Here is a 23660-nt window from a genome sequence, read left to right on the forward strand (position 1 = left end):
TCCGGGAGCCGCATTCCGAGTCCGGCTCCCCAAAGGCCCCCACAACCACTCAGGGGCCCGACCCGCTCTCACGGATCGGGCCCCTGACCTGGTGTTTCCCTGTCGGGGTGGCGGCATCTGAACCCACGACCTCTTCGTCCCGAACAAGGTCAGGGCGCCAGGACCACCCAGTCGGCGTCGGGCGCGGACTCGGTGCCGTCCGCGTACTGGGCGGTCACCCGGTAGAAGTGAGTGGTGCCCCTGGCGGCACCGGTGTCCCCGTAGGAGGACCCCGTCGTGGCCGCCAGTTTCTCGTACGCCTTGGCGTGCGGGTTCCAGCCGTAGACCTGGTAGCCGGTGGCGTCGGCCACCGGGGACCAGGACAGCTCGACGCCCGCCTCTCCGGAAGTCGCCGTCAGCCGGACCGGCGAACCCTCCGGCGTCGCCACGCTCGGCGTCATGTCGAGCTCGGTCGCGGTCACGATCTGGGCCTCGCGGGTCCACTGGAAGGAGGAGTTCCCGGCGTCGTCCACGGCGTCGACGATGAAGCAGGACTCCTCGCCGTCCGGGAGGGTGGTGTACGCGTACGAGGTGGTGCGGGCCGACACGTGGTAGCCCGGGTAGAGGGAGCACATCTGTTCCTCCTCGTCCCCCAGCAGCTCGCCCCGTCGGACCACGTAGCTCGCCAGGTCGGCGGCCGGGTTGGCGTCCCAGTGCACCTCGAAGCCGTACTCGGTCGGGGTGACGGTCACCCCGGTGACGGCGGGCGGCGGGGTGAGGTCCCGGCGTTTGCCGCTGACGGCGACGGACCGCGCGGACTCGTTGCCCGCGGCGTCCAGAGCGGTCACCCGGTAGTGGTAGGTGGTGCCCTCGGCGGCCGAGGCGTCCACGTACGAGACCTGCTCGGTACTGCCCACGCGGGTGTAGACCCCGTCCGCACCGGCCGCCCGGTACACCCGGTACGACACCGCTCCCTGGACGGCGCTCCACCCGACCCGCAGACCCTTCGGTTCGGAGACGGTGCTCATTCCGGTCGGCACGGGCGGCGCGGTGCGGTCGACGGTGGTGACCGCCTGGTCGGCGGTGCCGGTGGACTCGTTGCCGGCCTTGTCGGCCGCGCGGACCTCGTAGTAGTACGTCTGGCCGGTGGGCGGCGGGGTGTCGGTGTAGGACGTGGAGGTCGTGGTCGCCAGCGGCTTGGCGGGGTACGCGCTGCCCTTGAGTCGGCGGTAGACGCGGTAGCCGGCGAGGTCCATCTCCTTGTTCTTGGACCAGGTGACCTTGGCCTTGCCGGTCGCCGTGTCGTACGTGGCGGTGGTGCCCGTCGGGGTGCGCGGCTTGACCTTGTCGACGGTGGAGGAAGTCCGCGGCGTGTAGCTGAACTTGACGTTGGCGGCGCCGGTCCAGTTGACGAAGTCGATGCGCAGGGTGTGCTTGCCGGACGGAATGGTGACGTTGACCGTCTTCTTCACCGTCGTCGAGACGTCCTTCCACAGGTCGACCTTGCGGACGCCGTCGAGGTAGACGCGGATGCCGTCACGCGATTCGACAGGGAAGGAGAAGGGGCCGCCGGAGCCGAAGTCGCGGGTCACCGTCCAGCGGACACCGAAGTGGTTCGACGGCAGACCGGAAGCCGGGGCTTTCGTGCCCCAGTTCTGGTCGATCTTGGAGTCGCAGTCGGTCCTCTTCGGCTTGCCGGAGAAGGTGGTGTTCGCGAAGAACTGCCGCTTGTAGACCGGCGAGGCGCAGCTGGTCGCGGCGGAGGCGGGCGTGGTGACGGCGGTGAGCAGGCCGCCCGCGGTGGCGAGCACGATCGCGGCCGCGGGGGTCGTGCGTCTGACTGGGTTCATTCGGTCCTCTGATCGGATCAGGACGCGGAAGGGCGTTCATGACCACGACACGCGAGGTCGGGATGAGGTTGTACCGATCTTCGCGGTCCGACGACCGGGACTTCACGCCGGACGGGGTTCCTGTGCGACGACCGCGCCGGTGGTGGTGTCCGGCACCACGACGATCGGCACCACGACGATCGGCAGCACGTCGCCACCGGCCCCGGCCACCGGCGACCCCTCGCCTGCCGCCAGGGCCGCACCTACCCAGTACTGGGGCGATCCTGCTGCTGGTGCCGTTGCCCGGGATGCGAGGTGGTCACCTGCTGGTGGATGGTGGAGACATGAACCATCACCAGCCCCTGCACTCGATCGACATCGACACCCGGCTCGTCACGATCGGTGCCGTGCTCACCGCGGCCGGTGCCGTGGTGGCGTGCACCGGCATGGCCATCGCGGCCGTCGCCGTGTTCGCCGCAGGTCGGCGCATGGTCCGCGCCATGGACGTGCCTCCGGCCCAGCAGGCGGCCATGAAATGGCGGCAGGCCAAGGAGGCGTCCCGAGCGGGCATGCAGGCCTGGCATTCCGCTTCCGGCAACCAGCACGGGTCGCTCGCCCCCTAGCCCAGGCCCGGCCCATGGCTGTGTGAGGTGCGGAAGGAGAGCTGCTGCAACCACCGGCGCCTGCGGAAGCACTCGGAGCGGGGCCGTCCGGCACGACCCGGGTCCGCCATCGGCGAGCTCGAACGCCACGGGTGGCACGGTCGCCGTGTTCGTCAGGGGCTGTGGGGGCCTCGTATGTCCGGGGCGTTGTCGGCGCTGAGTGCGTTCTCCCGCAGGTCCGGTTCGGTACGGAGCGTCCTGGTGAACCAGTCGCCGTAGCGGTTTCCCAGGAACGGGGCCGTGGCGCCGTGGAGGAGAACGCTCAGGCCCACGGTCACGGCGATGACGCCGTTCAGCAGCGTCGTCCCGGGCAGGTGCTCCCCGAAGGCCAGCAGGCCGAAGACCAGGGAGGCGAGCCCGCGCGGACCGAACCACCCGATGTAGGCGACGGATGCGGCCCGCAGACCGGTGCCGGCCATGGCCAGAGCGACCGGCAGCATCCGGACCACGGTCAGGCTGATCAGCGCGTAGACCACCATCCGCCACGTCAGGTGCTGAAGGACCGGCCCCAGGATGACCGCGCCGAAGACCAGGAAGCTCACCGAGGAGAGCAGGAGCCCGAGCCGCTCGCTGAACTTCGCGCTCTGCGTGGGACTCGGGCCTTCGGCGTGAGTGACATGTCCTGACGGCGCGCCACGCAGCCGGCTTCCGAAGGCCAGACCGGCGGCCCAGGCGCCGATGAAGCCGCTGCCTTCGGCCGCGTCGCACAGCGCGTAGGTGATCACGGGAACGGCGAGTGTCAGGAACTGCCGCCACGCAGGAGTGCTCCAGTCCCGAGCGACCGACCGGCGCAACACGCCCGCCCCGACCCAACCGGCGGCAAGGCCGATCGCACCGCTCAGCAGCAGTGCACGCAGGAACGTCACGAGGACGCCCGGATGCCCCTCCCCCTCGCCCGCCGCCGCCAGCGCCAGCACGAAGAACGGGAGCACCAGACCGTCGTTCAGACCCGATTCGACGCCCAGGCCGCCTCGGACCAGCGCCGGGACCCGCTTGTTGGAGAACGCCTGCTGTCCGAGCGCGGCATCCGTCGGAGCCAGGATGATGCCGACCAGCGCCAGCTCCCACACACCCAGACCGGGCAGGAGGGGCCAGGCCACCAGCCACCCCAGCGCCATCGTGACGGGCAGCCCGACCACGAGCAGCCGCAACGGCAGGAACCCCTCCCTGCGCAGGTCCTCGATCCTGATCGCCGCCGCGTCCGTGAACAGCACGAGGACGAGCGCGCTCTCCAACAGCGTCCGGATGACCTCCGGATCCCGGTCCGCGTTCAGCAGGTCCAGGCCCGGAGGCCCGATCGCCAGCCCGCACACGAGGAACACCAGGGGCCCGGACAGCACCGTCGTCGACAGCCACCGCGAGAGCGCCCCGTAGCCGACGACCACGCCACCGGCCACCACCACACCCCACTGGCTCATCCGTACTCCTCACCCGGGACCCGGGTGACCGCCCGGGCATCTGTGCCGGGGCGGCGCACCACATGCCCGACCACGCCACCATCACGGTCACACAGTGCCACGATCTCTCACTCTACGTGTCAATTCGGTCGGGCTGGGAACCCTCGGTCCGGCCGCAGTCCCGTGAACGCGGTGTTCACGCTCCGGGCGGTGTCCTGCCGGGTGCACCGGAGCAGCGGGAGGGGCAGATGGCGGGGGGCAGTGGTGGTGTGGCGGGGCTTGACGCGCGGCCCTGGTATGCCGCGAACGAAGCCCCGGCGTTCCTGTGGGAGCTTGCCGCGTTGGTCTGCCTGGGCTGGTGGGGATTCCACACGGGTCCCGAGGGTGTCCTTCGAATCCTGCTCGGCGTGGGAACACCTCTGCTGGCCGTCGTGGTCTGGGCGCTGTTCGCCGCACCCCGGGCACGGTGGCGGCCGCGGCTTCCGCTCGTCCTGGTGGTGAAGGCGCTGGTGCTCGGCGGTGGCGCCGCCGCTCCGTACGGAGTGGGACACCCCACCGCGGCAGGCGCCATGGCGGTCGTGACGATCGCCGACACCACGGTGCTCGAGACCTTCCGCGCACTCCCCGCCGATTGTGGCGCCGAACCGGCTGCGGCGGGGCGACGGGAGCCGTTCGGGAGCCGGAATATGAAGCCGGCTCCCGAACGGCTCCCAAAACGGCCCCCACAACCACTCAGGGGCCCGACCCGCTAAGCGGATCAGGCCCCTGAGTGGTACTTCCCTGTCGGGGTGGCGGGATTTGAACCCACGACCTCTTCGTCCCGAATGAGGTTCGGTCAAGATCGACACCTGCTTGTCTCGCCAAACGAGCAGGTCAGAGGCTTGGTCTTGGTTGGCGCGGCGGGGTCTCGATCGGTCTCTGGGAGAAGATCATCTCCCAGGGTTCTCCCAACGTCTGGTGCTCTGACCGCCGCTCGCATCCGCACCGCACCCGCTGGCCGCTTCGCGGAGGCAAGTTTGCACGCCGGTTACCGCGATTCAGGTACCCCTGCAGGGTGGCATCGACGGGCCTTGCGCCCTGACCCGCAAGGGCGGGGTGCGTTCTTACCGACGTGGCGGCCTGGGCCAGCGGGCCTCGGTTTGGGAACCGTGCGACCAGAGACCTGCTGTCTTCCAAGGTCTCGCCAGAGTGACAGGGGACCGACAAGCGTGGCCCGCCGGAGGTATCGCACCCATGGTCACCACGGAACCAGCCCCCACCACCGGGGCTGACGACCGTGACACACGACGGTACGGGCACCGGACGGCCGGGACCGACCAGCGGGTACCGCGGGTGAGCGTACCGCCGGGGAACGTACCGTCGGTGACGGTCGGCGCCGACGACCCCGAGGCGCGCTCGGAGTGGCTTCAGCGGTTCGGCGACCGGCTCCGACGCGGTGACGTCTCTTTCCCTTGTATGCGCATCACTGGCACTCACTACGCACCCGATGCGCTGGTGCAGGTCATGGAGGGACTGCACCTGGGAACCGTCGTTGCCGAGCTGCAGGAAGAAAGACCTGACTGACAGCCTGAAGTGAGACGGAACCGCCGAGCCTGCCCGCACCGGCCACACGGCGGGGTTTGTCCTCGCTGGGCTTGGCGCGTTCGGATTCCGTGTGCGTCGGCGCCCGTTGTGTTGATCGGAACATCTGACAGGCAGGGTGGGCGTGCAGAGAACAGAAGAACGGGCCGGGGAAGCCGAGGCAGCCGACGCGGGCGGAGCGGTGGGGGACGATGCCGCCCCTGGCTGGCTCCGGTTCTGGCCGCTTCTGTTGCTGGGAGCGGCCACCGTTCCCGGCGTGGTGCTCTACCTCGGGGCCGGTGGCTGGAGACGCCTGTGATGCAGGCGTGGCGGACCATCTGTCTTGCCGTGACCGTTCAGGCGCTGCCCTTCCTTCTGCTGGGTACGGCCCTGTCCGGTGCCATCAACGCGTTCGTGCCGGCACGGGTGTTCAACCGTGTGCTGCCACGTCGGCCGGTGCTCGCCGTGCCGGTGGCCGGTGCGGCGGGAGTCGTGCTGCCGGGCTGCGAGTGCGCGTCGGTTCCGGTGGCGAACCGTCTGATCGGGCGGGGCGTCACGCCTGCGGCCGCGTTCGCGTTCCTGCTGTCGGCGCCCGCGATCAACCCGGTGGTGCTGACGGCCACCGCGGTGGCCTTTCCGGGGAACCCGGCCATGGTCGCCGCCCGGTTGCTGGCCTCGCTGGGGACGGCGTTGGTGATGGGCTGGCTGTGGTTGTGGCTGGGACGGGCCGAGTGGCTGAAGCCGGTCGTGCGGCACGGTGGGCACCAGGCGGGTGGCAGTCGGTGGCGGGAGTTCCGGGCCGGCTTCCAGCACGACTTCCTGCATGCGGGCGGTTTCCTGGTGGTGGGTGCGATGGCGGCGGCCACGTTCAATGTGGCGGTGCCCCGTTCCGTGCTGGACGCGTTCTCCGGTTCGCCCTGGCTGTCGGTGCTGTTCCTGGCCGGGCTGGCGATCGTGCTGGCGCTGTGTTCGGAGGCCGACGCGTTCGTGGCCGCGTCGCTCAGCGGGTTCTCACCGACCGCGCGGCTGGCGTTCATGGTCGTCGGCCCGGTGGTCGACATGAAGCTGATCGCCCTGCAGGCGGGTACCTTCGGCAGGGCCTTCGCGATCCGGTTCTCCGCCGCCACTGTGGTCGTGGCGGTTCTGCTCAGCGTGCTGGTCGGAGGAGCCCTGCTGTGAGACGTCCGTTCCAGGCGACCCTGCTTGTCCTCAGCGGCATCGGCCTGCTGCGCGTGTCCCTGTTCACCGACCTGTACCTGCGGTACGTCAAGGAGGGGATGCGCCCGCTGCTCATCGCCTCCGGCGCCCTGCTGATCCTGCTCGGCGTGGCGGACGCGGTGTCGTACGCGCGACGGCGCGAGGGCGACGAACACGACGAACACGCGGACCACGGCGACAGCGGCCACGGGCACAGCCACTCCGGCGCACCTCGTACCGCGTGGCTGCTGTTCCTTCCAGCGTTGAGCCTGTTGTTCTATGCTCCGCCCGCTCTCGGCGCGTACACCGCCTCCCGTCAGCCGCCCAAGGCCATCACGCACGAGGACGACTTCGACCCGCTGCCCGCGACCTCGCCGCTTCCGATGACCCTTTCGGACTTCACCCGCCGCGTGCAGCAGGACCGCACGCGGGTCATCAAGGGGCGTACGGTCCAGTTGACCGGTTTCGTCACCTCCGACGAGCAGGGAGACAGCTGGTTTCTGAACCGGATCGTCATCTCCTGCTGCGCGGCGGACGCCCAGTCCGTGAAGGTACGAATCCACCGTACCTCGGCCCCGCCGGCCAATACCTGGGTGGCCGTCACGGGCACCTGGCACCCCGGCGGAACTCTGGGCACGAGCTCCGCACCTGCCGCGCTCGACGCCCGTTCCGTAGAGAAGATCGCCAAGCCGGTGAACGCGTACACCGACGCCCTTCCGCTCACCCCTACGAGATGAACCAACGTTCTCCGCCGTACGAACGGACGTGGACCGTCGTCAGCAGCGCCTCCATGCCGCGGTGGACCGGGCAGTGCACCATGCGGGCCGGGTCCACCTTGGACAGATCACCGGCAACGCTTCCGCCGACGCCCTCTCCCACCCCGGCCCGCAGACGCTCCGCCGGCTGCCACCGCGCCCGCAGTCGCCGTTTCCGTCTGCGGACCGGGCCGGTCGGCCGCGACCACGAGCGCGGCCAGGGCCGTGGTGACCGGGACGGAGGCGACCAGGCCGATCGAGCCCACCAGCGTGCGCACGATCTCCTCGGCGACCAGTTCACTGTTGGCGACGGTCCCCACGCTGCTCTGCGCGATGGAGAAGAGCAGCAGCAGCGGAAGCGCGGCACCCGCGTAGGCGAGGACGAGGGTGTTGACCACGGAGGCGATGTGGTCGCGCCCGATGCGGATGCCCGCGCGGTACAGTCCGCGCCGGCCCATGGAGGGATTGGCCTCGTGCAGTTCCCAGACCGCGGACGTCTGTGTGACCGTCACGTCGTCGAGCACTCCGAGCGAGCCGATGATGACGCCGGCCAGCAGCAGACCGCTCATGTCGATCGACGGATACAGACCGTGGATCAGCCCGGTGTTGTCGTCGGTGTTGCCGGTGAGCGCGGCCCAGCCGATGAACAGTGAGCCCAGCGCGCCGATCAGCATCAGCGAGATCAGTGTGCCGAGCACGGCCACCGACGTACGGGCGGACAGGCCGTGACACATGTACAGCGCGATCAGCATGATGGCGCTCGACCCCACGACCGCCACGGCCAGCGGGTTCGAGCCCTGCAGGATCGCGGGCAGGACGAACAGGTTCAGTACCAGGAAGCTGATGGCCAGCGAGATCAGCGCCATGACGCCCCGCATCCGCCCGACGACCACGACGGTGAGTGCGAAGACGCCGGCCAGCAGCGCGATCGGGAAGCGCCGGTTGACGTCGGCGACCGAGTACTGCAGGTCCCTCGGTGCGGAGGGCTCGTAGGCGACCACGACCTTCTCGCCCTGGTGCAACTGGCGGGACTGGTTGGGCTGCACGATCTCGGTGAACGTACGGCCCTTGTCCTTGCCGGTGTCCACCCGGATCGTGGCCTTCTTGCAGGTACCGGACGCCTGTTGGTGTGCGGAGGAGCCCTCGGCGGTGGAGGTGTCGCCGGTCGGTGTGGCCGCGGAGGCGTTCACCGATTTGCAGCTCACCTCGACCACCTGGGCGACGGTGGCCTGCTGCGTCTGCCGGTCGAAACCCACGCCGGTGCGCTCGTGCCCCGGGGCGCCGCCCGGCCACAGCACGGCGAGACCGACCACCACCGCGGCGGCGAACGGGATCAGGATTGCCGCGATGACCTTGCGGAGGTGCTTGGAGACGGGTGCGGCAGGCCCGTGGCTGTGGCTGTGCGCGTGTCCGTGATCGCTGACGCCCGCTTTGGGGCCATGTCCGGTGCCAGTCACTGTGGCGCGCCCGTTGCCGTCACAGGATTGGACCCGTGGCCCATGGCCGGAGAGGGAATATGGCCCGCGCCAGCATCGGGTCCGTAGCCGGGGCGAGGCGCCGACTCGAGGTGAGGCGCCGACTCGGGAGAATCCCCGTACGCGTAGTCGTGGCCGTACTCGCTCACGCGACCACCCCTGGCTCCGGGCCTGTTGCCGACCCCGTTCCAGTCTCCGGCACTCTGTCGTTCAGCGGCTCCCATGCCGTCTCCCTCGCGGTTGTCCGTACCCCCCTCCGAAACCAGGCTTGCGCGGCGGCTCTAAGGAAGGATACGGAAACCGCTGTGCTGTGGGCTCAGCCCGATCATCGCGAGAACATCGAGGCGCCTGTTCGCCGTGTACTGGATCATGGACCTCGCCACCAGTCGCAACATCCACACAGGCAACGTGCGTGGTTAGCCACTCCTGATTGGAAATGAATGTCATGGGCGTGATCTGTTGGTTTGGGCCTCGCGCGGCGGGCGGAGGAGTTGGAGTGGTGCCCGGCGGCCGACGACTGGACGAGGATGACGTTGGCCTGGCCGCGGGGGCCGAGGCAGTCCGTCGTACGGGCCTGGAAGCCGGGTTGCGTTGAGTCGGCGCACAGCCGGTCCAAGACACGCAACAGCAGACGCCGGACGTGAAGTTGGCCCGGACGCGACCCGACCCAGGTCCAACCCGGCGGGAGAACAGGGCGTCCTCTGGCAACCGCCACTCTCGCCGAGACCACCCGAGGGGTCCTGTCCTCGTCGCTCGGCGACTCGGCTACGCCCGTCAAAGCAGCACGGCATCAATGCACCCGACGGTCTTCCAACGGAGCCGCCTTCAACTCTCCGTCGGTCACCCGCGGAAGATGCGGCGTGTGGTTGACCAGCCGGGCCGAGTTGCCGACGACCGCGATGCTGCTCAGGTTGTGCAGCAGGGCCGCGAGAACGGGGTTCATGGAACCGCCGGCGCTGGCGAGGAGGCCGAGCAGATTGACTCCGATGGCGAGGCCGTAGTTCTGGCGGACGACGCGCAGGGTGTGGCGGCTGAGTTCGACGACGGCGGTGACTTGGCGCAGGTCGTTGCCCGCGAGGGCGATGTCGGCGGTTTCCAGGGCGACGTGTGAGGAGTGTTCGCCCATGCTGATGCCGACGTCGGCCAGGGCGAGAGCTGGAGCGTCGTTGGTGCCGTCGCCGACCATGGCGACGGTGTGGCCCTCGCTCCGCAGGTCGCGGATCAGCTGGAGTTTGCCCTCCGGGAGGGCATGAGCGTGGACCTCGGTGATGCCGAGGGTGTCGGCGACGACCTGGGCGGTCTCGGGTGCGTCGCCGGTGAGCAGCACCAGTCGTGAGACGCCGAGGTCGCGCAGTTGCCGGATGACGGTTGCGGCCCCGGAGCGTACGGCGTCGGAGACCCCGAGCAGCCCGATCAGGTCGTTGTCCTGGGCCAGGCAGATGACGGTTTCGCCGCCTCGTCGGAGCTGTTCGGTCCAGTCCTGCGCCCCGTCGGTGAGTTCGACGCCGTGTCGGCGAAGCAGGGCGGGGCTGCCCACCAGCAGACGGGTGCCGTCGAGTTCGGCGCGCATGCCCATGCCCAGGACGACCTCGCAGGCTTGATGGATGGGCACGTTCAGGTGCTGTTGCTCGGTGCGGGCGACGATCGCCTGGGCGAGCGGATGCCGGGCGTGCAGCTCTCCGGATGCGGCGAGGCTGAGCACCTCGTCGGCCGTGAACCGGTCGCTGAGGGTGACCACGCTGGTGACCAAAGGACGGCCGAAGGTGAGCGTGCCCGTCTTGTCGAAGACGACGGCCGTGACGCGGCCGACGCCCTCCAGGTGGGTGCCGCCCTTGATGAGGGTGCCGCGGCGCGCTCCGTTGCCGATGGCGGCGCTGATGGCGGTGGGTGTGGCCAGGCCGGCGGCGCAGGGGCAGGCGATCAGGAGCATGGTCATGGCGCGGCGGGCGTCGCGGGTGATGGCGTAGGTGAGTGCGGCCAGGGCGAAGGAGACGGGGACGAAGCGCCGGGTGAAGCGGGCCGCGACGGTCTGGATCGGCGCCCGGTCGGACTGGGCCTCTTCGACCCGGCTGATGATCCGGCCCACGGTGGTGTCCCGGCCGACCGAGGTGGCCCGGACGGTGAGCGATCCGGAGGTGACGATGGTCCCGGCGTAGACGTGAGTGCCTTCCCGGGCATAAACGGGCAGGGCCTCACCGGTGATCGCGGCCTGGTCCACGAGGGCCTCGCCGGAGACGACATGTCCGTCGACCGGGACGCGGTGGTGTTCGTACACCGCGACGACGTCTTCCGGCGCGACGTCTTCGAGGGCCACCTCGGCCTCGACGCCGTCTTCCCGTACGAGCCAGACGCGTTCCTCACCGATGGTGAGCAGCTCCTCGATGGCGCGCCGAGTACGGTGCAGGGTCAGGGTCTGCAGGAACTCGCCGATGTTGAGCAGCCACAGGACGGTGAGGGCCACCACGTTCTCCCGTAGGAGCAGGGAGATGACGGTTGCCGCGGTGACCAGGGTGTCCGTGCCCGGATGGCTGCGGCCGCGCAGGGAGCGCAGGGCTCCCCGGAAGAAGGGCAGTCCGGTGAAGACGGTGACCACGCCGAGGAGGCCGGACGAACCGAGCGTGATCCTCGGCCGGCCCAGCAGGCGTCGCAGCGCCACGAAGGCAAGGACCGCGCCGCCGACGACCAGCCGGGCCACCTCACCGGTGGACGAGTCGGGCGTGGACCGGGTGGGCTTCGCCGGCGCGGTCGCGGGCGGAGCCTCTTCGAGTGCCGCGACGAGCCGCTCGACGTCGATGAGGTCCGGCGCCACCCAAACCACGACGCTTCCGGTACGCGGGAAGATCCGCAGCGACCTGAACCCGCTGATGCCCATCAGCCGCTCGTCGACCAGCCCCGCGCTGCCGGGGCGGGCCCGCACCCATGGGACGACCAGCCGGACCCGGCCCGCGGCGACGGAGCGTACGATCACGCCGGACATGATCAGTGCTCGTGCCCGTGATCGTCGTCCGCGACGCTCACCGCGGAGGGCGGCGGTGCCTCCTCACCGAGCGTGGTGCGGGCCTCCGCGATCACGTCCCCTGCTTTGAGCCGTGCTTCTTCGGCGGCCGATGCGACCCAGCGGCCGACGACGATGCCGCGGGCGATACCACCGACGAGGGCCTTCCGGACGGCGGGTTGGCCGTCAGGTGTGCGTTTCGTGACTCCTCGGATGATCAGGCCGCCCACCACTCCGGAGACGGCGTAGTGGGCGAGACGCCCGGCTGCGGCACTGGCGACGGTGAGGGGATGCATGAAGGACTCCTTCCGCCGCTGCTGAGTGACGGACCCCCTTCAAGTGTGTGCCCATACCGTGCGTCCGGTCGAACGGAGGCCGACGCACAGGCTTCCTCGGCAGATGACGTCGGCCACTGCACGCCGCGACTGCCGCCGTCACCTGCTCGGTCAGGCGGGCTGCGGGGCCGTTCTCCTGGCTCCCGGCCGGCGGGTGCGGTACGTGCCGACCAAGCGGCAGACGGCGTAGATCGTGAACGAGATCGTCGTGACGTACGGGCTGATGGGGATGCTGCTGCCCAGGGCGAGGAGAATGCCGCCCTCGATGGAGATCACCGCGAAGACGATGCTGAGCAGCGGTAGCAGTACGGGGGAGGCGGTGACGCGGGCGGCGGCCGCTGCGGGGGTGACGACGAGGGTGAGGACCAGCAGGGCGCCGACGACCTGCACGGACAGGGCGACGGCGAGGCCGAGCACGATCATGAAGGCGAAGGACAGTCCTCGCACTGGGACGCCGCGGGCCTCGGCGACGTCCGGGTCGGCGCTGGCGAAGGACAGCGGCCGCCACATCATTACCAGAGCCACCAGGACCACGGCGGAGGTGCTGAGCAGCCAGGTTGTCTGCGGGGTGTCGACGGCGACGATCTGGCCGGTGAGCAGGCCGAATTTGTTGGCCGCCCGGCCCTTGTAGAGGGCGAGGAAGAGGACACCCAGCCCCAGGCCGAACGGCATGAGGATGCCGATCGCCGAGTTGCGGTCCCGGGCCCGCGCTCCCAGAACGCCGATCGCGCCGGCCGCGACGAGCGAGCCGATGATCGAGCCCGCCACGACGTTCGTCCCCAGCAGGAGCGCGGCCGAGGCGCCCGCGAAGGACAGCTCGCTGATGCCGTGCACAGCGAAGGGCAGGTCGCGCATGATGACGAAGACCCCGGCCAGGCCGCCGACCAGGCCGAGTGCGGCGCCGGCGACGAGGGAGTTGCGGACCAGGGCGAGCAGTTCGCCGTAGTTGTCGAAGTTGAAGATCTGCTGCCAGATCCCGTCGGCGAGCGTCATGGCCGGGCCCCGCCGGGCTCGTGGAGTTCGTGGCTGTGGTGAAGCTGGGCAGCCGGTTCGTCGGGTACGCCTGCCACCACGATCCGGCCGTGGACGCGGACGACGTCGATCTGCGTGCCGTACAGGCGGGAGAGCGAGCCGGAGGTCAGGACGTCCTCCGGCGTGCCGACGCGATGGCCGCCCGGTGCCAGGTACAGCACCCGGTCCACCAGGTCGAGGACCGGGTTGATCTCGTGGGTCACGAAGACCACCGCCGTGTCGTGGGAGCGGCGGCGGGCGTCGATCAGTTCGGTGACGGCCCGCTGGTGGTTCAGGTCCAGGGAGAGCAGCGGTTCGTCGCACAACAGGATGCGCGGGTCGGTGGCCAGTGCCTGCGCGATGCGGACGCGCTGGCGTTCGCCACCGGACAGCAGGCCGAGCGGGACGTCGCCGTACGAGGAGGCCCCGACCTGCTCCAGGATCTCGTCGACCCGCCGGCGGACGGCGTTCGCGCGCAGCCGCGGGCCGAAGCGGCGGCCGTCGATCCCGAAGCGCACCAGGTCGCGGGCGCGCAGCATCGCCTGCGCGGACAGTGCCGCCTGCTGAGGGATGTACCCGATGTGCCGTCCGGCGTCGCGGGGAGGGCGGCCGAGGACGGTCAGCGTTCCCGCGGACAGCGGCTGTCGGCCCAGCAGGGCTTTCACCAGGCTGGTCTTGCCCGACCCGTTCGGCCCGAGCACGGCGAGGAACTCCCCGGGCCGTATCTCGAGGTCCAGATCACGCCATACCGTCCGCGTGCCGTAGGCCACGGCGGCGCTGCTGAGGCTGATCAGCGGGGCGGTGTCTGCGCCGACGACGCTGGTTTCCGTCCTGCTCGCGCGGGCCCGGGGTACGGGAGCCACCTCTGGTCACCTCACTTGTTCAGAGCGTCGGCCAGCGCGTCGACGTTGGAGGTCATCCACCCGATGTAGTCCTTGCCCTTGGGCAGGGTCTCGGTGACGGGAACGACGGGGATGCCGGCCGCCTTGGCCGCCTGTTCGATCTTCTCGGTCTGCGGACCGGAGGTCTGTGCGTTGTAGACCAGCGCCTTGACCTGCTTGCCGGTGAACAACGCGAGAGTGGCCTGCAAGACCTCGGGAGAGACGTCACTGCCTTCCTCGACGGCCTTGCTGAACTCCTCGGGAGTCTTGTTCACCAGCCCGCCGGCCTCGGTCATGTACAGCGGCACGGGCTCGGTGACGGCGATGGCCTCGCCTCCGTGGACCTTCTTGATCTGCGCTTCCTTCGCCTCGAGCGGCTTGAGCTTCGCCTTGAAGATCTCGGCGTTCTTGGTGAAGGTGGCCGCGTCGGCGGGTTCTGCCTTGCCCAGGGCCGTGGCTGTGCGGTCGGCGATCCTGGCGGCGGTGGGGAAGTCGTACCAGACGTGCTCGTTGAGCTCGCCGCCCTTCGGGGCGGTCTTGCCGGAGACCTTGACTGCGTTGATGACCTCGGCGGAGGAGTTGCTGCTCTTGAGCATCCGGTCGATGAAGTCGTCGTAGCCGCCGCCGTTCTCGACGACGAGCTTCGCCTTGGACAGGGCCAGCTGGTTCTGGGTGTTGGCCTCGTAGGAGTGCGGGTCCTGGTCGGGGTCGCTGATGACCGACGTGACGGCGACCTTGCCGCCGCCTATCTGCTCGACGATGTCGCCGTACACGTTCGTCGAGGCGACCACCGTGACCTTGGAGGAGGCGGCCGGGGTCTGTGAGACGTTCTCGTCGCTCTTGGCGTCCGAGGAGTTGCCGCAACCGGCCACGAGAGCCAGGCAGGCGCCCGTGAGGAGAGCGGGACGGCAGGACGGGAACGGGGGCATGGATCCTCCACGACGCGTGCTGCAGGAGCCTTCGCGAAAGCGGCTGGTCCGACCCAGATCGGGTCGGGCATGTACACCACGCTGGATGGAAGTGAATGTCAAAGTCATGAATCGCATCGATATGACAATCGTTGCGGAGAATTGACGCACCGGCTACTCGTGCGAGGGCGTCGCCCGTGACTGGCAGAGGCTGCAGACGCCTGTGAGTTCCAGGGTGTGCTTGATCTCGGCGAATCCGGTGGTTGCGGCCAGGGTCTCGGTCCAGCGCTCCACGCTCTCCGCGTCCACGGGGCGGCTGTCGGTGACGCCGCCACGGCCCGGGCGGTGGCGGATCGAGATGCAAGGGCCGTGGCGGGACGTCGACCAGGTCGAGTGGGCGATCTTCCAGTGGGTCACCGCGTCAGCGCCCTGCGCACCCGGTCGGTGTCGGCCTCGTCGGTCAGGTCCAGCTTGTCGAGCACGAGCACGTCCGCGAACTCCACCTGCCGATCGGCGGATCGCTCACGGTCCGTTCGTCGCCCTGGTGAGGCCGCACGCGCGGGCAGCGCAGTGGGGATGAGCCGCGTTGGTTGCGGTGCGGCCTCGTGGGGTGAGCGGATTCGGTGCAGGTCACCAGCTGCTCTTGGTCACGCCGGGGAGTTCGCCCGCGTGGGCCATCTCGCGTACGCGGATGCGGGACAGGCCGAAGGCGCGCAGGTGGCCGCGGGGGCGTCCGTCCACGGCGTCGCGGTTGCGGAGGCGGGTGGCGCTGGCGTCGCGGGGCTGTCGGCGCAGTTCCCGCTGGGCGGCGGCGCGTGCGTCGTCGGACGTACGGGGGGACGAGATGATCGCCTTCAGCTCGGCGCGGCGCGCGGCATGACGGGCCACGGTGAGGCGTCGCTGCTCATTCTTCGCGATCTTGCTCTTCTTCGCCATCAGACCTTCCCTCCCCGGGCGCGGATGCGGGCCACCGCGGCCTCGATGCCGATCGCGTCGACCGTCTTGATGCCCTTGGCGGAGAGAGCGAGCCGGACGTGGCGGCCCTCGCTCGGCAGCCAGTAGCGCTTGCGCTGGATGTTCGGGTCGAAGCGGCGCTTGCTGCGCCGGTGCGAGTGGGAGATGTGGTGGCCGAAGCCGGGTCGGCGACCGGTGAGTTGGCAGTGGGCGGACATGTTTCCTCTTCGTGCGTGGGTCACGGTCGGGGCTGCGTTCGCGCGGTCGTCCGGTGCTGACGTTCTGCGCGGCAGCACAGTAGCAGCTAGATGAAAATGAAAACCAATCTCTTGTATGGTGCTGTGCATGGCCCGTAACGAACTCCGCCCGATCATCAAGCTGAGGTCCACCGCCGGCACCGGCTACACCTACGTGACCCGCAAGAACCGCCGTAACGACCCCGACCGGTTGACGCTGCGCAAATACGACCCGGTCGTCGGCCGTCACGTCGACTTCCGTGAGGAGCGCTGAGAGCCGTGAAGCCCGGAATCCACCCCGAGTACCGCCCGGTCGTCTTCCGCGACCGGGCCGCCGACTTCGCCTTCCTCACCCGCTCGACGGCCACGAGTGACAAGACCGTCGAGTGGGAGGACGGCAACACCTACCCGGTCGTCGACGTCGAGATCTCCTCGGCGAGCCACCCCTTCTACACCGGCACCCAGCGGGTCCTGGACACCGCGGGGCGGGTCGAGCGCTTCGAGCGGCGCTACGGACGCGGACGGAGCGAGCGGTGAGCGGGGACCGGGCGAGGCTGCCGGTCGCGCTCGTCGCCGGGTTGCACGCCGACGCCCGCCGGGCCGCCGTGGAGGAGATCCTGCGCACGGTGCCCGGCTCGGTCGCGCTGCACCACGACCTGACGTCCGCCGCCGACAGCGCGGTGCACCGCACCGTACGCGATGCCGGCGGCCTGCTGGGCAGCGGCGACGCACCGCTGGTGAACGACTGTGCGTGCTGCGCGCTGCGCGAGGACCTCGTCCCCGAACTGCTGCGGCTCGCGGAGGAGGGCCGGCATCGGCTGGCCGTCGTGGAACTGTGGGACTCGGTCGAACCTCAAGCCATGGCCGCGGTCATCGCCGGCGCGGGCGCACCGCTGGCGCTGACCGGGGTCGCCACCGCGGTCGATCCGGCACTCATGCTGCCGTATCTGTCCAACGGCGACGACCTGGCCGACGTGGGCCTCGCTGCCGCCCCGACCGACCAGCGCACCGTCGCCGACACCTTCGCCCGGCAACTGGAGTACCCCACGGTGATCGCCCTCGTCGAGGGCAGCTCGTGCGGCGAGGCCGACGAGACTGCCGACGACAGCGACCACGCGCTGCTCCACCAGCTCACACCGGGCGCACGAGCGGTACGCGTCGAGGGCGGTGCGCTGGGGACCGCCCTGCTGGCGGGCTTCGACGTGGCAGCGGCCGCCGCCCGCCAGCATCCTGCGTGCGCGCTGCTGCCGCAGGAGTGCGATGAGCACGGCGTGGGCACCCTCGCCTGGCGGCGCGAACGGCCCTTCCACCCACAGCGTCTCCACGCGGCACTGGAGGACCTGACCTGCGCGGCCGCCCGCAGCCGTGGGCGGTTCTGGCTGGCCGACCATCCCGACACGCTGCTGTCGTGGGACGCCGCGGGCGGCGCGCTGTGTGTGGAGTCCGCGGGCCCCTGGCTGGCGGCCCTGCCGGATGCCGCCTGGGAGATGGTGCCCGCCGAACGCCGCGTCGCCGCTTCCCTGGACTGGCATCCCGAACACGGTGACCGCTGCCAGTACCTCACCTTCACCTCGCCCGGCCTGGACCGCGACGGTCTTCTGGCCCTGCTCGACTCCTGCCTGCTCACCGACGAGGAGTACGCGGCGGGCAGGGAGGGCTGGAAGGAACTACCGCACGCCTTCGACGATTTGCTCGACCCCGTTGCCTGAACCGTGAACCGTCCCGGCGACGCCCCGCCCCGAAGGCGTGTCGCCCCCACACCCCGCTGGAGAGGACCGAACTGACCATGCCCCGAGGCACAAGTACCCGACGGCAGACCGTCAAGCGCCCGCGCGTCAACCCGCTGGACGCCGCCGGCATCACGTACGTCGACTACAAGGACACCGACCTGCTGAGGAAGTTCATATCCGACCGCGGAAAGATCCGCAGCCGTCGGGTGACCCACGTGACGCGTCAGCAGCAGCGACAGGTGGCGCGGGCCATCAAGAACGCCCGCGAGATGGCCCTCCTCCCGTACGGCTCCCGCTAGCCGTACGGACGGCCGGGGCGGCCCGCGCCGCCGGTCGTCCCCACGTCCGCCGTCAGCGGCCCACCGGGTCCTCCCAGGCGCGGTCCTCCGGAGCCGTCAGGGCCAGGTGGCCGCCGTCGTCGAGGGGGGTCGGCACGGTGAGCGTGGCCACGTGCCCGGTTCCGTCGAAGAGGTGGACCTCGCCGTGGCCGCCGCGGGTGACGGCGGTGAGCGGGGCGCCCGGCGAGGCGGCGATCGCTCGGCGCTGCACTCCGTCCCACGGCGTTCCGCCGGGCCTCGGCGCGCCGTCCATGGGCGGCAGCGGGTGACGGGCGATGACTCGGGGCTCGTCGCCCGGGAGTTCGGCCGTCAGCAGGATCAGTTCGTCGCCGTCGGGGTGCACACGCGCGTACGCCACGTGGTGCGCGGCGACCGCGAGCCGGAAGACCAGCCCGGGGCCGAGCGGCAGGCGGCCGGTGCGGCCCCCGTCGAGGGTGTGGAACCAGGCGTCGTTGGTCCACTCCGGCCATCGCCCCGGATCGGTGGGGCCGCCGCGTACACACGACCACAGGGTCCGCCGCACGGGATCGAGCCGCAGGTAGTAGCCGCGTCCGGGCCCGGCCCAGGGGATCGGCTCCTCCATGAGCAGCCGGTCGCCGTCGCGCCGGGCCCGATGCACTCCGGAGGACCCGGCGGCGAACAGCCGCCCGGTGAGCCGGTCGTAGGCGTCGCCATGGCCGTCGTGGTCGGGCAGCTCCGTCTCGTACGCGGGGGGCGCGGGGGGACTGGCGGGGACGGCGCCCTGGAGGTCGTCGTAGCGGTACGCGGTCAGCGTGCCGGGCTCGCGGTGCCGCAGGACGACGAGCGGGCCGCCGGAGCCGCACATCACCGTCACGCCCGGTTCGCCGGCCCGCGTACGCACCCGGACCGACCTGCCGCGGTCGAGGTCGACCGTGGTCAGCAGATCCGACCACGGCTCCCAGTTGCGGCCCAGACCCGTGGTGACCGCGAGCCGGCGGCCCGACGCGTCGGCCGCCAGGTGTTCGGCCGGAGTGGCCACCGGCGCCGTCGCCGCGATCAGCGGGCGTCCCGCGTCCGGGCCGTACGGGTCGAGGACGACGAGTTCGCCCGCGAGGTCGTCGACGAACGCCCAGTGGCCGCCCGGAAGGGCGAGGAAGCCGGCGTGCTCGGCGAGGTGCCGGCCCTCCACGACACCCGTCACCCGGCCGTCCGGCAGGTTCAGCACCCTTATGGATCCGGCGACTTGGTCGGCTGTCAGCAGGCGCGGGGCGAGCGGCATGGCGGGACTCCTGGAGGGGTGGCGGGGTGAACGGGTTATCGGTAATGATTATCATGTGCCTATTCGTGTGGTGGGGGAACGGCCTGGGGCGCCTCTGCCTCACATCCGGATCCGCCCCGGGAACGACACGGAGAGCCGAGAGTCATATGTCACGCAGAATGCTGCGGACCGTTCGCCGCTGTGCCGCCGCGGCCGTCATGGGGGCGCTGCTCGTCGGCTGCGGATCCACCGCCGCCGAGACCGGCGACAAGGGGGAAGGTGGTGCGGGGGCCAGGACCGATGTGAAGGTGGAGCCCATCGACGCCGCCCGCTCCGTCACCGATGTCAAGGGCGTCACCGTCGCCACGAAGGCCGCGCCGCGGCGTGTGGTCTGTCTCGTCGCGCTCTGCGACGACATGCTCGCCGAACTGGGCATGGCGCCTGCCGCCACCAACTCCGAGCTGCTCGCCCACCCGAAGTTCCTGGGTAAGGAGAAGGCCGCGAAGATACCGGTCGTACCGGGCGGTTTCCTCGCGCCCGAGACCGAGGCGATCCTCTCCCACCAGCCGGATCTGGTGATCGGCCTGGAGGACACGCACGGCAAGCTCGCGTCGGCGCTGAAGGGTGCGACGGTGTTCTGGCCGGTTCAGCCGGGCAGTTGGGAGGACAGCGTCGGCTACCTGCGCAACCTCGCCGCGCTCACCGGACGCACCTCGCAGGGCGAGGCGGCCGAGAAGGCGTTCCGTGCCAAGCTCGCCGAGGCCGAGAGTGCCAGGAGCGACAAGACCGCGCTCATCATCTTCGGCAGCGACGAGAACTTCGGCGTCGCCACGCCCGGCAATGACGTCGTCGCCGGGCTCTTTCCCAAGATCGCGCACTACCCGTGGAAGAGTCGCGGCGTCGACGGGACGTACAGCATGGAGGAGATCCTCGCCGCCGACGTCGACGTGCTGTTCGTCGAGACGCTCTCCTTCGGTGGCTCTTCCGAGGGCAAGCTCTCCGACAAGCTCGCCAAGAACCCGCTCTGGTCGCGCATCCGGGCCGTCAAGAACGGCGATGTCCACGAGGTCGACTCCGAGGTGTGGGCCAAGGGCCGCGGCACCCGGTCGCTCGGCATCGTCCTCGACGAGGCGACGGCAGCACTGAAGTGACCGGGCAAGGGACCGTGCGCCATGTCACTGTGGCCGCCGCGGTGCTGGTGGCGGTCGTCTCCAGCGCGTTGTGCCTGGGAACGCCGTATGTGCCGCCTTCCGCACTCGCCGACGCGCTCGGAGGGGACGGCCTCGCCGGCGTCGTCATCGCCGAACTGCGGCTGCCCAGGCTCGTGCTGGCGCTCGTCGCCGGTGCCTGCCTGGGCGCCGCCGGGCTGGTCCTCCAAGAGGCCCTGCGCAATCCGCTCGCCGTCCCCGAGATGCTCGGCGTCTCCAGCGGGGCCGCGCTCGGCGTCGCGGCCCCGCTGGTCCTCGCCCTGTCCGTGCCGCTCGCGGTGCAGCCACTGCTCGCCATCGGCGGTGCGGCGCTCGGCGGTGTCCTGACGCTGCTCGCGGCCGGGTTCGGGCGCAGCCCCTCGGCCGTGCTGCTCACCGGGGCGGCCGTCGCCGCCGCCCTTCAGGCCGCGTTGCTCGTGCTGATGGTCCTGGCCGACCAGTTCGACCTCCAGCTCATCTACCGCTACCTGCTCGGCAGCCTCTCCGCCCGGACCTGGGACGACGTGACGGGCCTCGGGCCCTGGCTTCTCGTCGCCGTCCCGACGCTGGTCCTGTGCGCCCCGGTGCTGAGCGTGCTGCGGCTCGGCGACGACGACGCCCAGGCACTGGGTGTACGGGTACGACGGGCACGGCTGGCCGCGCTCGCCATCTCCGTGCTGCTCATCGCGCCGGTCGTCGCCGTGTGCGGGCCGATCGCCTGGGTCGGGTTTCTCGCACCCCACCTGGCACGCCGGTTGCGTCCAGGCTCGGACGCGGTGGGCTGGCTGCCGTGGTCGGCGGCGTGGGGCGCGCTCGTGGTGGCCTGCGCGGACCAGCCGGCGCGGCTCGCCTTGGCGCCGACCGAGACCCCGGTCGGCGCCTGGACGGCCCTGCTCGGCGTCCCGGCGGGCGTCGCCCTGCTGAAAGCGAGCCGCCGATGACGTACACGCGGACGTACGCCCGCCGAACAGCCGTTCTGATGCTGCTCGTCGCGGCCGTCGCGGCTGCCGGATTGTGTGCCGGACGCGCGCTGCCGGCCTCCGGCGTCTGGGAGGTGCTGAACGGCGGCGGCGACCCCACCGCTCGGCACATCGTTCTTCACCTGCGCCTGCCGCGCACCCTGGTGGCGCTGGCGGCGGGCGCCTCGCTGGGCCTGGCCGGCACGGTTCTGCAGTCGGCGCTGCGCAATCCGCTGGCCGGACCCGAGGTCACCGGCGTCACACCGGGCGCCGTTCTGGGCGCGGTGACCGCGACCGGGCTGGGCCTGGCGGGTTGGGAATCCCCGGCCGCGGTGGTGGCGGCCGCGTGCCTGGGCGGGTTCTCGGGGGCGGTGCTGCTGTGGTTGCTGGCCGGGCGTGAGAGGGGCGACTCCACGCAGATGGCCGTGAACGGCGTGCTCGTCTCGGCGGTGCTCGCCGGAATGACCGCCATGGTGCTGCTGGTTGCCCCCGGCGAGCTCGGCAGTGTCGTCCAGTGGCTGGTCGGCTCCACCGAGGGCCGTGTGTGGGCCCACTGGCACCTGCTGTGGCCCTGGGCGACCGCGTGGGCCGTCGCCGCCTGCGCGATGGCGGCCCCCTTGACCCTGCTGCGCTGCGGGGAGGAACAGGCCGCGGCGACCGGGCTGAACACCGGACGGGCGCGGGTCGCGGCGCTCGTGTGCGCCGTGGCGCTCACCGCCGGGGCGGTCTCGGCCGTGGGCGCGCTCGGCTTCGTCGGGCTGCTCGTACCCCACCTCGCGTTCGCCCTCTTCGGGGCGGACCTGCGCGCCGCGCTCCCCGGGGCGGCGCTGCTCGGCGCCATCGTGGTGGGGGCCGCGGACGCGGGTGCCCAGTGGCTGTCCCGGATGGCCGCCGCCGCACTGGACATGGACCGGCTGAGCATCCCCGTCGGGGCGCTCACGACCTGCGGTGGCGCGGCGCTGCTGCTGATCGTGGCACGCCGCCGCACGGCGAGTGAGGAGTGAAGGTGGACGTTGTCGTGGAAGCCGGGACCATGGGTGCGATACGGGTCGAAGGGCTCCGCTTCGGCTACCCGGGCCGGGAGGTCCTCGACGGGATCGACCTGGGCATCGCCACCGGCGAGCTGGTCGCCCTCGTGGGCCTCAACGGCTGCGGCAAGAGCACCCTGCTGCGGCTCTGCGCCGGCCTGCTGAAACCGGCCGCCGGACGGGTCCTGCTCGACGGTGACGACCTGCCCCGCCTCTCGCGGCGGGCGGCCGCCCGCCGGGTGGCCCTGCTGCACCAGCAGGCCCCCCAGGTACCGGGAATGACAGTGCGTCACCTGGTGCGCCAAGGGCGGTACGCGGCACGGGGGCCGCTCGGCATGCTCCGCGACGGTGACGACGCGGTGTGCGCCCGGGCCATGGCCGACGTCGGAGTGACCGAGTGGGCGGACCGGCCGGTGGACGCGCTCTCGGGCGGTGAGCGCCAGCGCGTCCGGCTGGCCATGGCGCTCGCCCAGGACACCCGCGTACTGCTGCTCGACGAGCCGACCACGTACCTCGACCTGCGTCACCAGCTGGAGGTCATGCAGACGGTGGTACGGCTGCGCGAGGAACGCGGGCTGACGGTCGTGATGGTGCTCCACGACCTGGGGCACGCGGCGCGGTTCGCGGACCGGATCGTGGCGCTGCGGCACGGCCGCGTGGCGGCGGACGGCCCCCCGGCCGAGGTGGTCACCCCGGCTCTGCTGGCCGAAGTCCTGGGCGTGGCAGGCCGGGTGGGGCGCGACCCGGAGGGCGGCTGGCCGGTGTGTTACCCGGATCACCCGCTCTCCGGGGCCTTGCGAAATGATAATCATCTTCACTAGTGTCGGTGGTGCGTCGCCGGTCCGGCGGCGCGGTCACCCGTACTGAACGGAGGCTCATTCATGGAGCAGGACAAGGTGTTCACGCCGATCGCGGAGCAGGGTCAGCTCGCCCACCTGTCGGCGACCCACTCCAACGCCCTCGTCGAGAACCCCTTCGACGACGCCGTCGAGGTGGACGCGGACAAGTAAGCCCGCCTACCGAAC

Annotated in this window: 25 protein-coding genes and 1 pseudogene; 14 read left to right on the forward strand and 12 right to left on the reverse strand. The window is 70.8% G+C overall.

The features are described 5' to 3' along the window. Positions 1-149: 149 nt before the first annotated feature. Positions 150-1829, reverse strand: a complete 1680-nt coding sequence (locus AB0I73_RS06445) for a PA14 domain-containing protein (RefSeq protein WP_363034358.1) — start codon at positions 1827-1829, stop codon at positions 150-152. 323 nt (positions 1830-2152) lie between these two features. Here AB0I73_RS06445 and AB0I73_RS06450 point away from each other — a divergent pair, with 323 nt between their 5' ends. Beyond that, the gene (locus AB0I73_RS06450) at positions 2153-2431 is read left to right on the forward strand and encodes a hypothetical protein (protein ID WP_363034360.1); all 279 of its coding nucleotides are present in this window, start codon (positions 2153-2155) and stop codon (positions 2429-2431) included. A gap of 152 nt (positions 2432-2583) precedes the next feature. Here AB0I73_RS06450 and AB0I73_RS06455 read toward each other — a convergent pair whose 3' ends face one another. Beyond that, entirely contained in the window at positions 2584-3888 is a 1305-nt protein-coding gene (locus tag AB0I73_RS06455) for a sodium:proton antiporter (RefSeq protein WP_363034362.1), read from the reverse strand. Positions 3889-4115: 227 nt separating this feature from the next. Here AB0I73_RS06455 and AB0I73_RS06460 point away from each other — a divergent pair, with 227 nt between their 5' ends. The 4 genes and pseudogenes from AB0I73_RS06460 to AB0I73_RS06475 all read left to right on the forward strand — a co-directional run bounded on the left by AB0I73_RS06460 (position 4116) and on the right by AB0I73_RS06475 (position 7361). Next, the gene (locus AB0I73_RS06460) at positions 4116-4619 is read left to right on the forward strand and encodes a YrdB family protein (protein WP_363034364.1); all 504 of its coding nucleotides are present in this window, start codon (positions 4116-4118) and stop codon (positions 4617-4619) included. Positions 4620-5229: 610 nt separating this feature from the next. Further along, positions 5230-5430 (forward strand): hypothetical protein, encoded by a 201-nt coding sequence (locus AB0I73_RS06465; protein ID WP_363034366.1) that lies wholly within the window; start codon positions 5230-5232, stop codon positions 5428-5430. 142 nt (positions 5431-5572) lie between these two features. Continuing rightward, positions 5573-6606 (forward strand): annotated as a pseudogene (locus AB0I73_RS06470) (permease). After that, complete coding sequence (locus AB0I73_RS06475) at positions 6603-7361, forward strand: TIGR03943 family protein (protein WP_363034368.1); 759 nt, start codon at positions 6603-6605, stop codon at positions 7359-7361. Before AB0I73_RS06470 ends, AB0I73_RS06475 begins: the two are co-directional and overlap by 4 nt. Positions 7362-7468: 107 nt before the next feature. On the opposite strand, the gene AB0I73_RS06480 is transcribed toward AB0I73_RS06475, so the two are convergent. From AB0I73_RS06480 to rpmB, 9 genes are all read right to left on the reverse strand, one after another. Then, positions 7469-8836, reverse strand: coding sequence for a YibE/F family protein (locus tag AB0I73_RS06480; protein WP_363034370.1), 1368 nt, complete (start codon positions 8834-8836; stop codon positions 7469-7471). Positions 8837-9644: 808 nt separating this feature from the next. Beyond that, positions 9645-11831: a cation-translocating P-type ATPase gene (locus AB0I73_RS06485; protein ID WP_363034372.1), complete on the reverse strand. Its 2187-nt coding sequence runs from the start codon at positions 11829-11831 to the stop codon at positions 9645-9647. A gap of 2 nt (positions 11832-11833) precedes the next feature. After that, entirely contained in the window at positions 11834-12145 is a 312-nt protein-coding gene (locus AB0I73_RS06490; RefSeq protein ID WP_363034374.1) for a DUF1490 family protein, read from the reverse strand. A gap of 150 nt (positions 12146-12295) precedes the next feature. Further along, positions 12296-13177: a metal ABC transporter permease gene (locus AB0I73_RS06495; RefSeq protein WP_363034376.1), complete on the reverse strand. Its 882-nt coding sequence runs from the start codon at positions 13175-13177 to the stop codon at positions 12296-12298. After that, entirely contained in the window at positions 13174-13989 is an 816-nt protein-coding gene (locus AB0I73_RS06500; RefSeq protein WP_363034546.1) for a metal ABC transporter ATP-binding protein, read from the reverse strand. The genes AB0I73_RS06495 and AB0I73_RS06500 overlap by 4 nt, the downstream gene beginning before the upstream one ends. 80 nt (positions 13990-14069) lie before the next feature. Then, positions 14070-15005, reverse strand: coding sequence for a zinc ABC transporter substrate-binding protein (locus AB0I73_RS06505; RefSeq protein ID WP_363034378.1), 936 nt, complete (start codon positions 15003-15005; stop codon positions 14070-14072). Between the two features lie 153 nt (positions 15006-15158). Continuing rightward, positions 15159-15401 carry a hypothetical protein gene (locus AB0I73_RS06510; protein ID WP_363034380.1) on the reverse strand — a complete coding sequence of 81 codons (243 nt, stop codon included), beginning with the start codon at positions 15399-15401 and terminating at the stop codon, positions 15159-15161. 213 nt (positions 15402-15614) lie between these two features. After that, a complete protein-coding gene (rpsN, locus tag AB0I73_RS06515; RefSeq protein WP_363034382.1) occupies positions 15615-15920 on the reverse strand; it encodes a 30S ribosomal protein S14 in 306 nt (101 codons plus the stop codon). After that, positions 15920-16156 carry a 50S ribosomal protein L28 gene (gene rpmB, locus AB0I73_RS06520; RefSeq protein ID WP_363034384.1) on the reverse strand — a complete coding sequence of 79 codons (237 nt, stop codon included), beginning with the start codon at positions 16154-16156 and terminating at the stop codon, positions 15920-15922. Before rpmB ends, rpsN begins: the two co-directional genes overlap by 1 nt. Positions 16157-16283: 127 nt before the next feature. Here rpmB and rpmG point away from each other — a divergent pair, with 127 nt between their 5' ends. The 4 genes from rpmG (at position 16284) to rpsR (ending at position 18203) form a co-directional block, all read left to right on the forward strand. Beyond that, positions 16284-16448 (forward strand): 50S ribosomal protein L33, encoded by a 165-nt coding sequence (rpmG, locus tag AB0I73_RS06525; RefSeq protein WP_026252351.1) that lies wholly within the window; start codon positions 16284-16286, stop codon positions 16446-16448. Positions 16449-16453: 5 nt separating this feature from the next. Beyond that, positions 16454-16711: a type B 50S ribosomal protein L31 gene (locus AB0I73_RS06530; RefSeq protein WP_363034387.1), complete on the forward strand. Its 258-nt coding sequence runs from the start codon at positions 16454-16456 to the stop codon at positions 16709-16711. Beyond that, positions 16708-17883: a GTP-binding protein gene (locus AB0I73_RS06535; protein WP_363034389.1), complete on the forward strand. Its 1176-nt coding sequence runs from the start codon at positions 16708-16710 to the stop codon at positions 17881-17883. Before AB0I73_RS06530 ends, AB0I73_RS06535 begins: the two co-directional genes overlap by 4 nt. 77 nt (positions 17884-17960) lie before the next feature. Beyond that, entirely contained in the window at positions 17961-18203 is a 243-nt protein-coding gene (rpsR, locus tag AB0I73_RS06540) for a 30S ribosomal protein S18 (protein WP_363034391.1), read from the forward strand. Positions 18204-18255: 52 nt separating this feature from the next. On the opposite strand, the gene AB0I73_RS06545 is transcribed toward rpsR, so the two are convergent. After that, positions 18256-19482: a hypothetical protein gene (locus tag AB0I73_RS06545; protein ID WP_363034393.1), complete on the reverse strand. Its 1227-nt coding sequence runs from the start codon at positions 19480-19482 to the stop codon at positions 18256-18258. Positions 19483-19628: 146 nt separating this feature from the next. Between AB0I73_RS06545 and AB0I73_RS06550 the strand changes: the two genes are divergently transcribed. The 5 genes from AB0I73_RS06550 to amiA are packed head-to-tail and all read left to right on the forward strand — an operon-like array spanning position 19629 to position 23645. Continuing rightward, positions 19629-20612, forward strand: coding sequence for an ABC transporter substrate-binding protein (locus tag AB0I73_RS06550; RefSeq protein ID WP_363034395.1), 984 nt, complete (start codon positions 19629-19631; stop codon positions 20610-20612). Positions 20613-20626: 14 nt separating this feature from the next. Continuing rightward, positions 20627-21589 (forward strand): iron ABC transporter permease, encoded by a 963-nt coding sequence (locus tag AB0I73_RS06555; RefSeq protein ID WP_363034397.1) that lies wholly within the window; start codon positions 20627-20629, stop codon positions 21587-21589. Next, positions 21586-22611: an iron ABC transporter permease gene (locus AB0I73_RS06560; protein WP_363034399.1), complete on the forward strand. Its 1026-nt coding sequence runs from the start codon at positions 21586-21588 to the stop codon at positions 22609-22611. The genes AB0I73_RS06555 and AB0I73_RS06560 overlap by 4 nt, the downstream gene beginning before the upstream one ends. Positions 22612-22640: 29 nt before the next feature. After that, positions 22641-23456, forward strand: a complete 816-nt coding sequence (locus AB0I73_RS06565; RefSeq protein WP_363034548.1) for an ABC transporter ATP-binding protein — start codon at positions 22641-22643, stop codon at positions 23454-23456. Between the two features lie 60 nt (positions 23457-23516). Then, entirely contained in the window at positions 23517-23645 is a 129-nt protein-coding gene (gene amiA, locus AB0I73_RS06570) for a streptamidine family RiPP (RefSeq protein ID WP_267882400.1), read from the forward strand. Positions 23646-23660: the final 15 nt, after the last annotated feature.

This window comes from Streptomyces sp. NPDC050388 (genome assembly GCF_040655635.1).
Classification (GTDB): Bacteria; Actinomycetota; Actinomycetes; order Streptomycetales; family Streptomycetaceae; genus Streptomyces.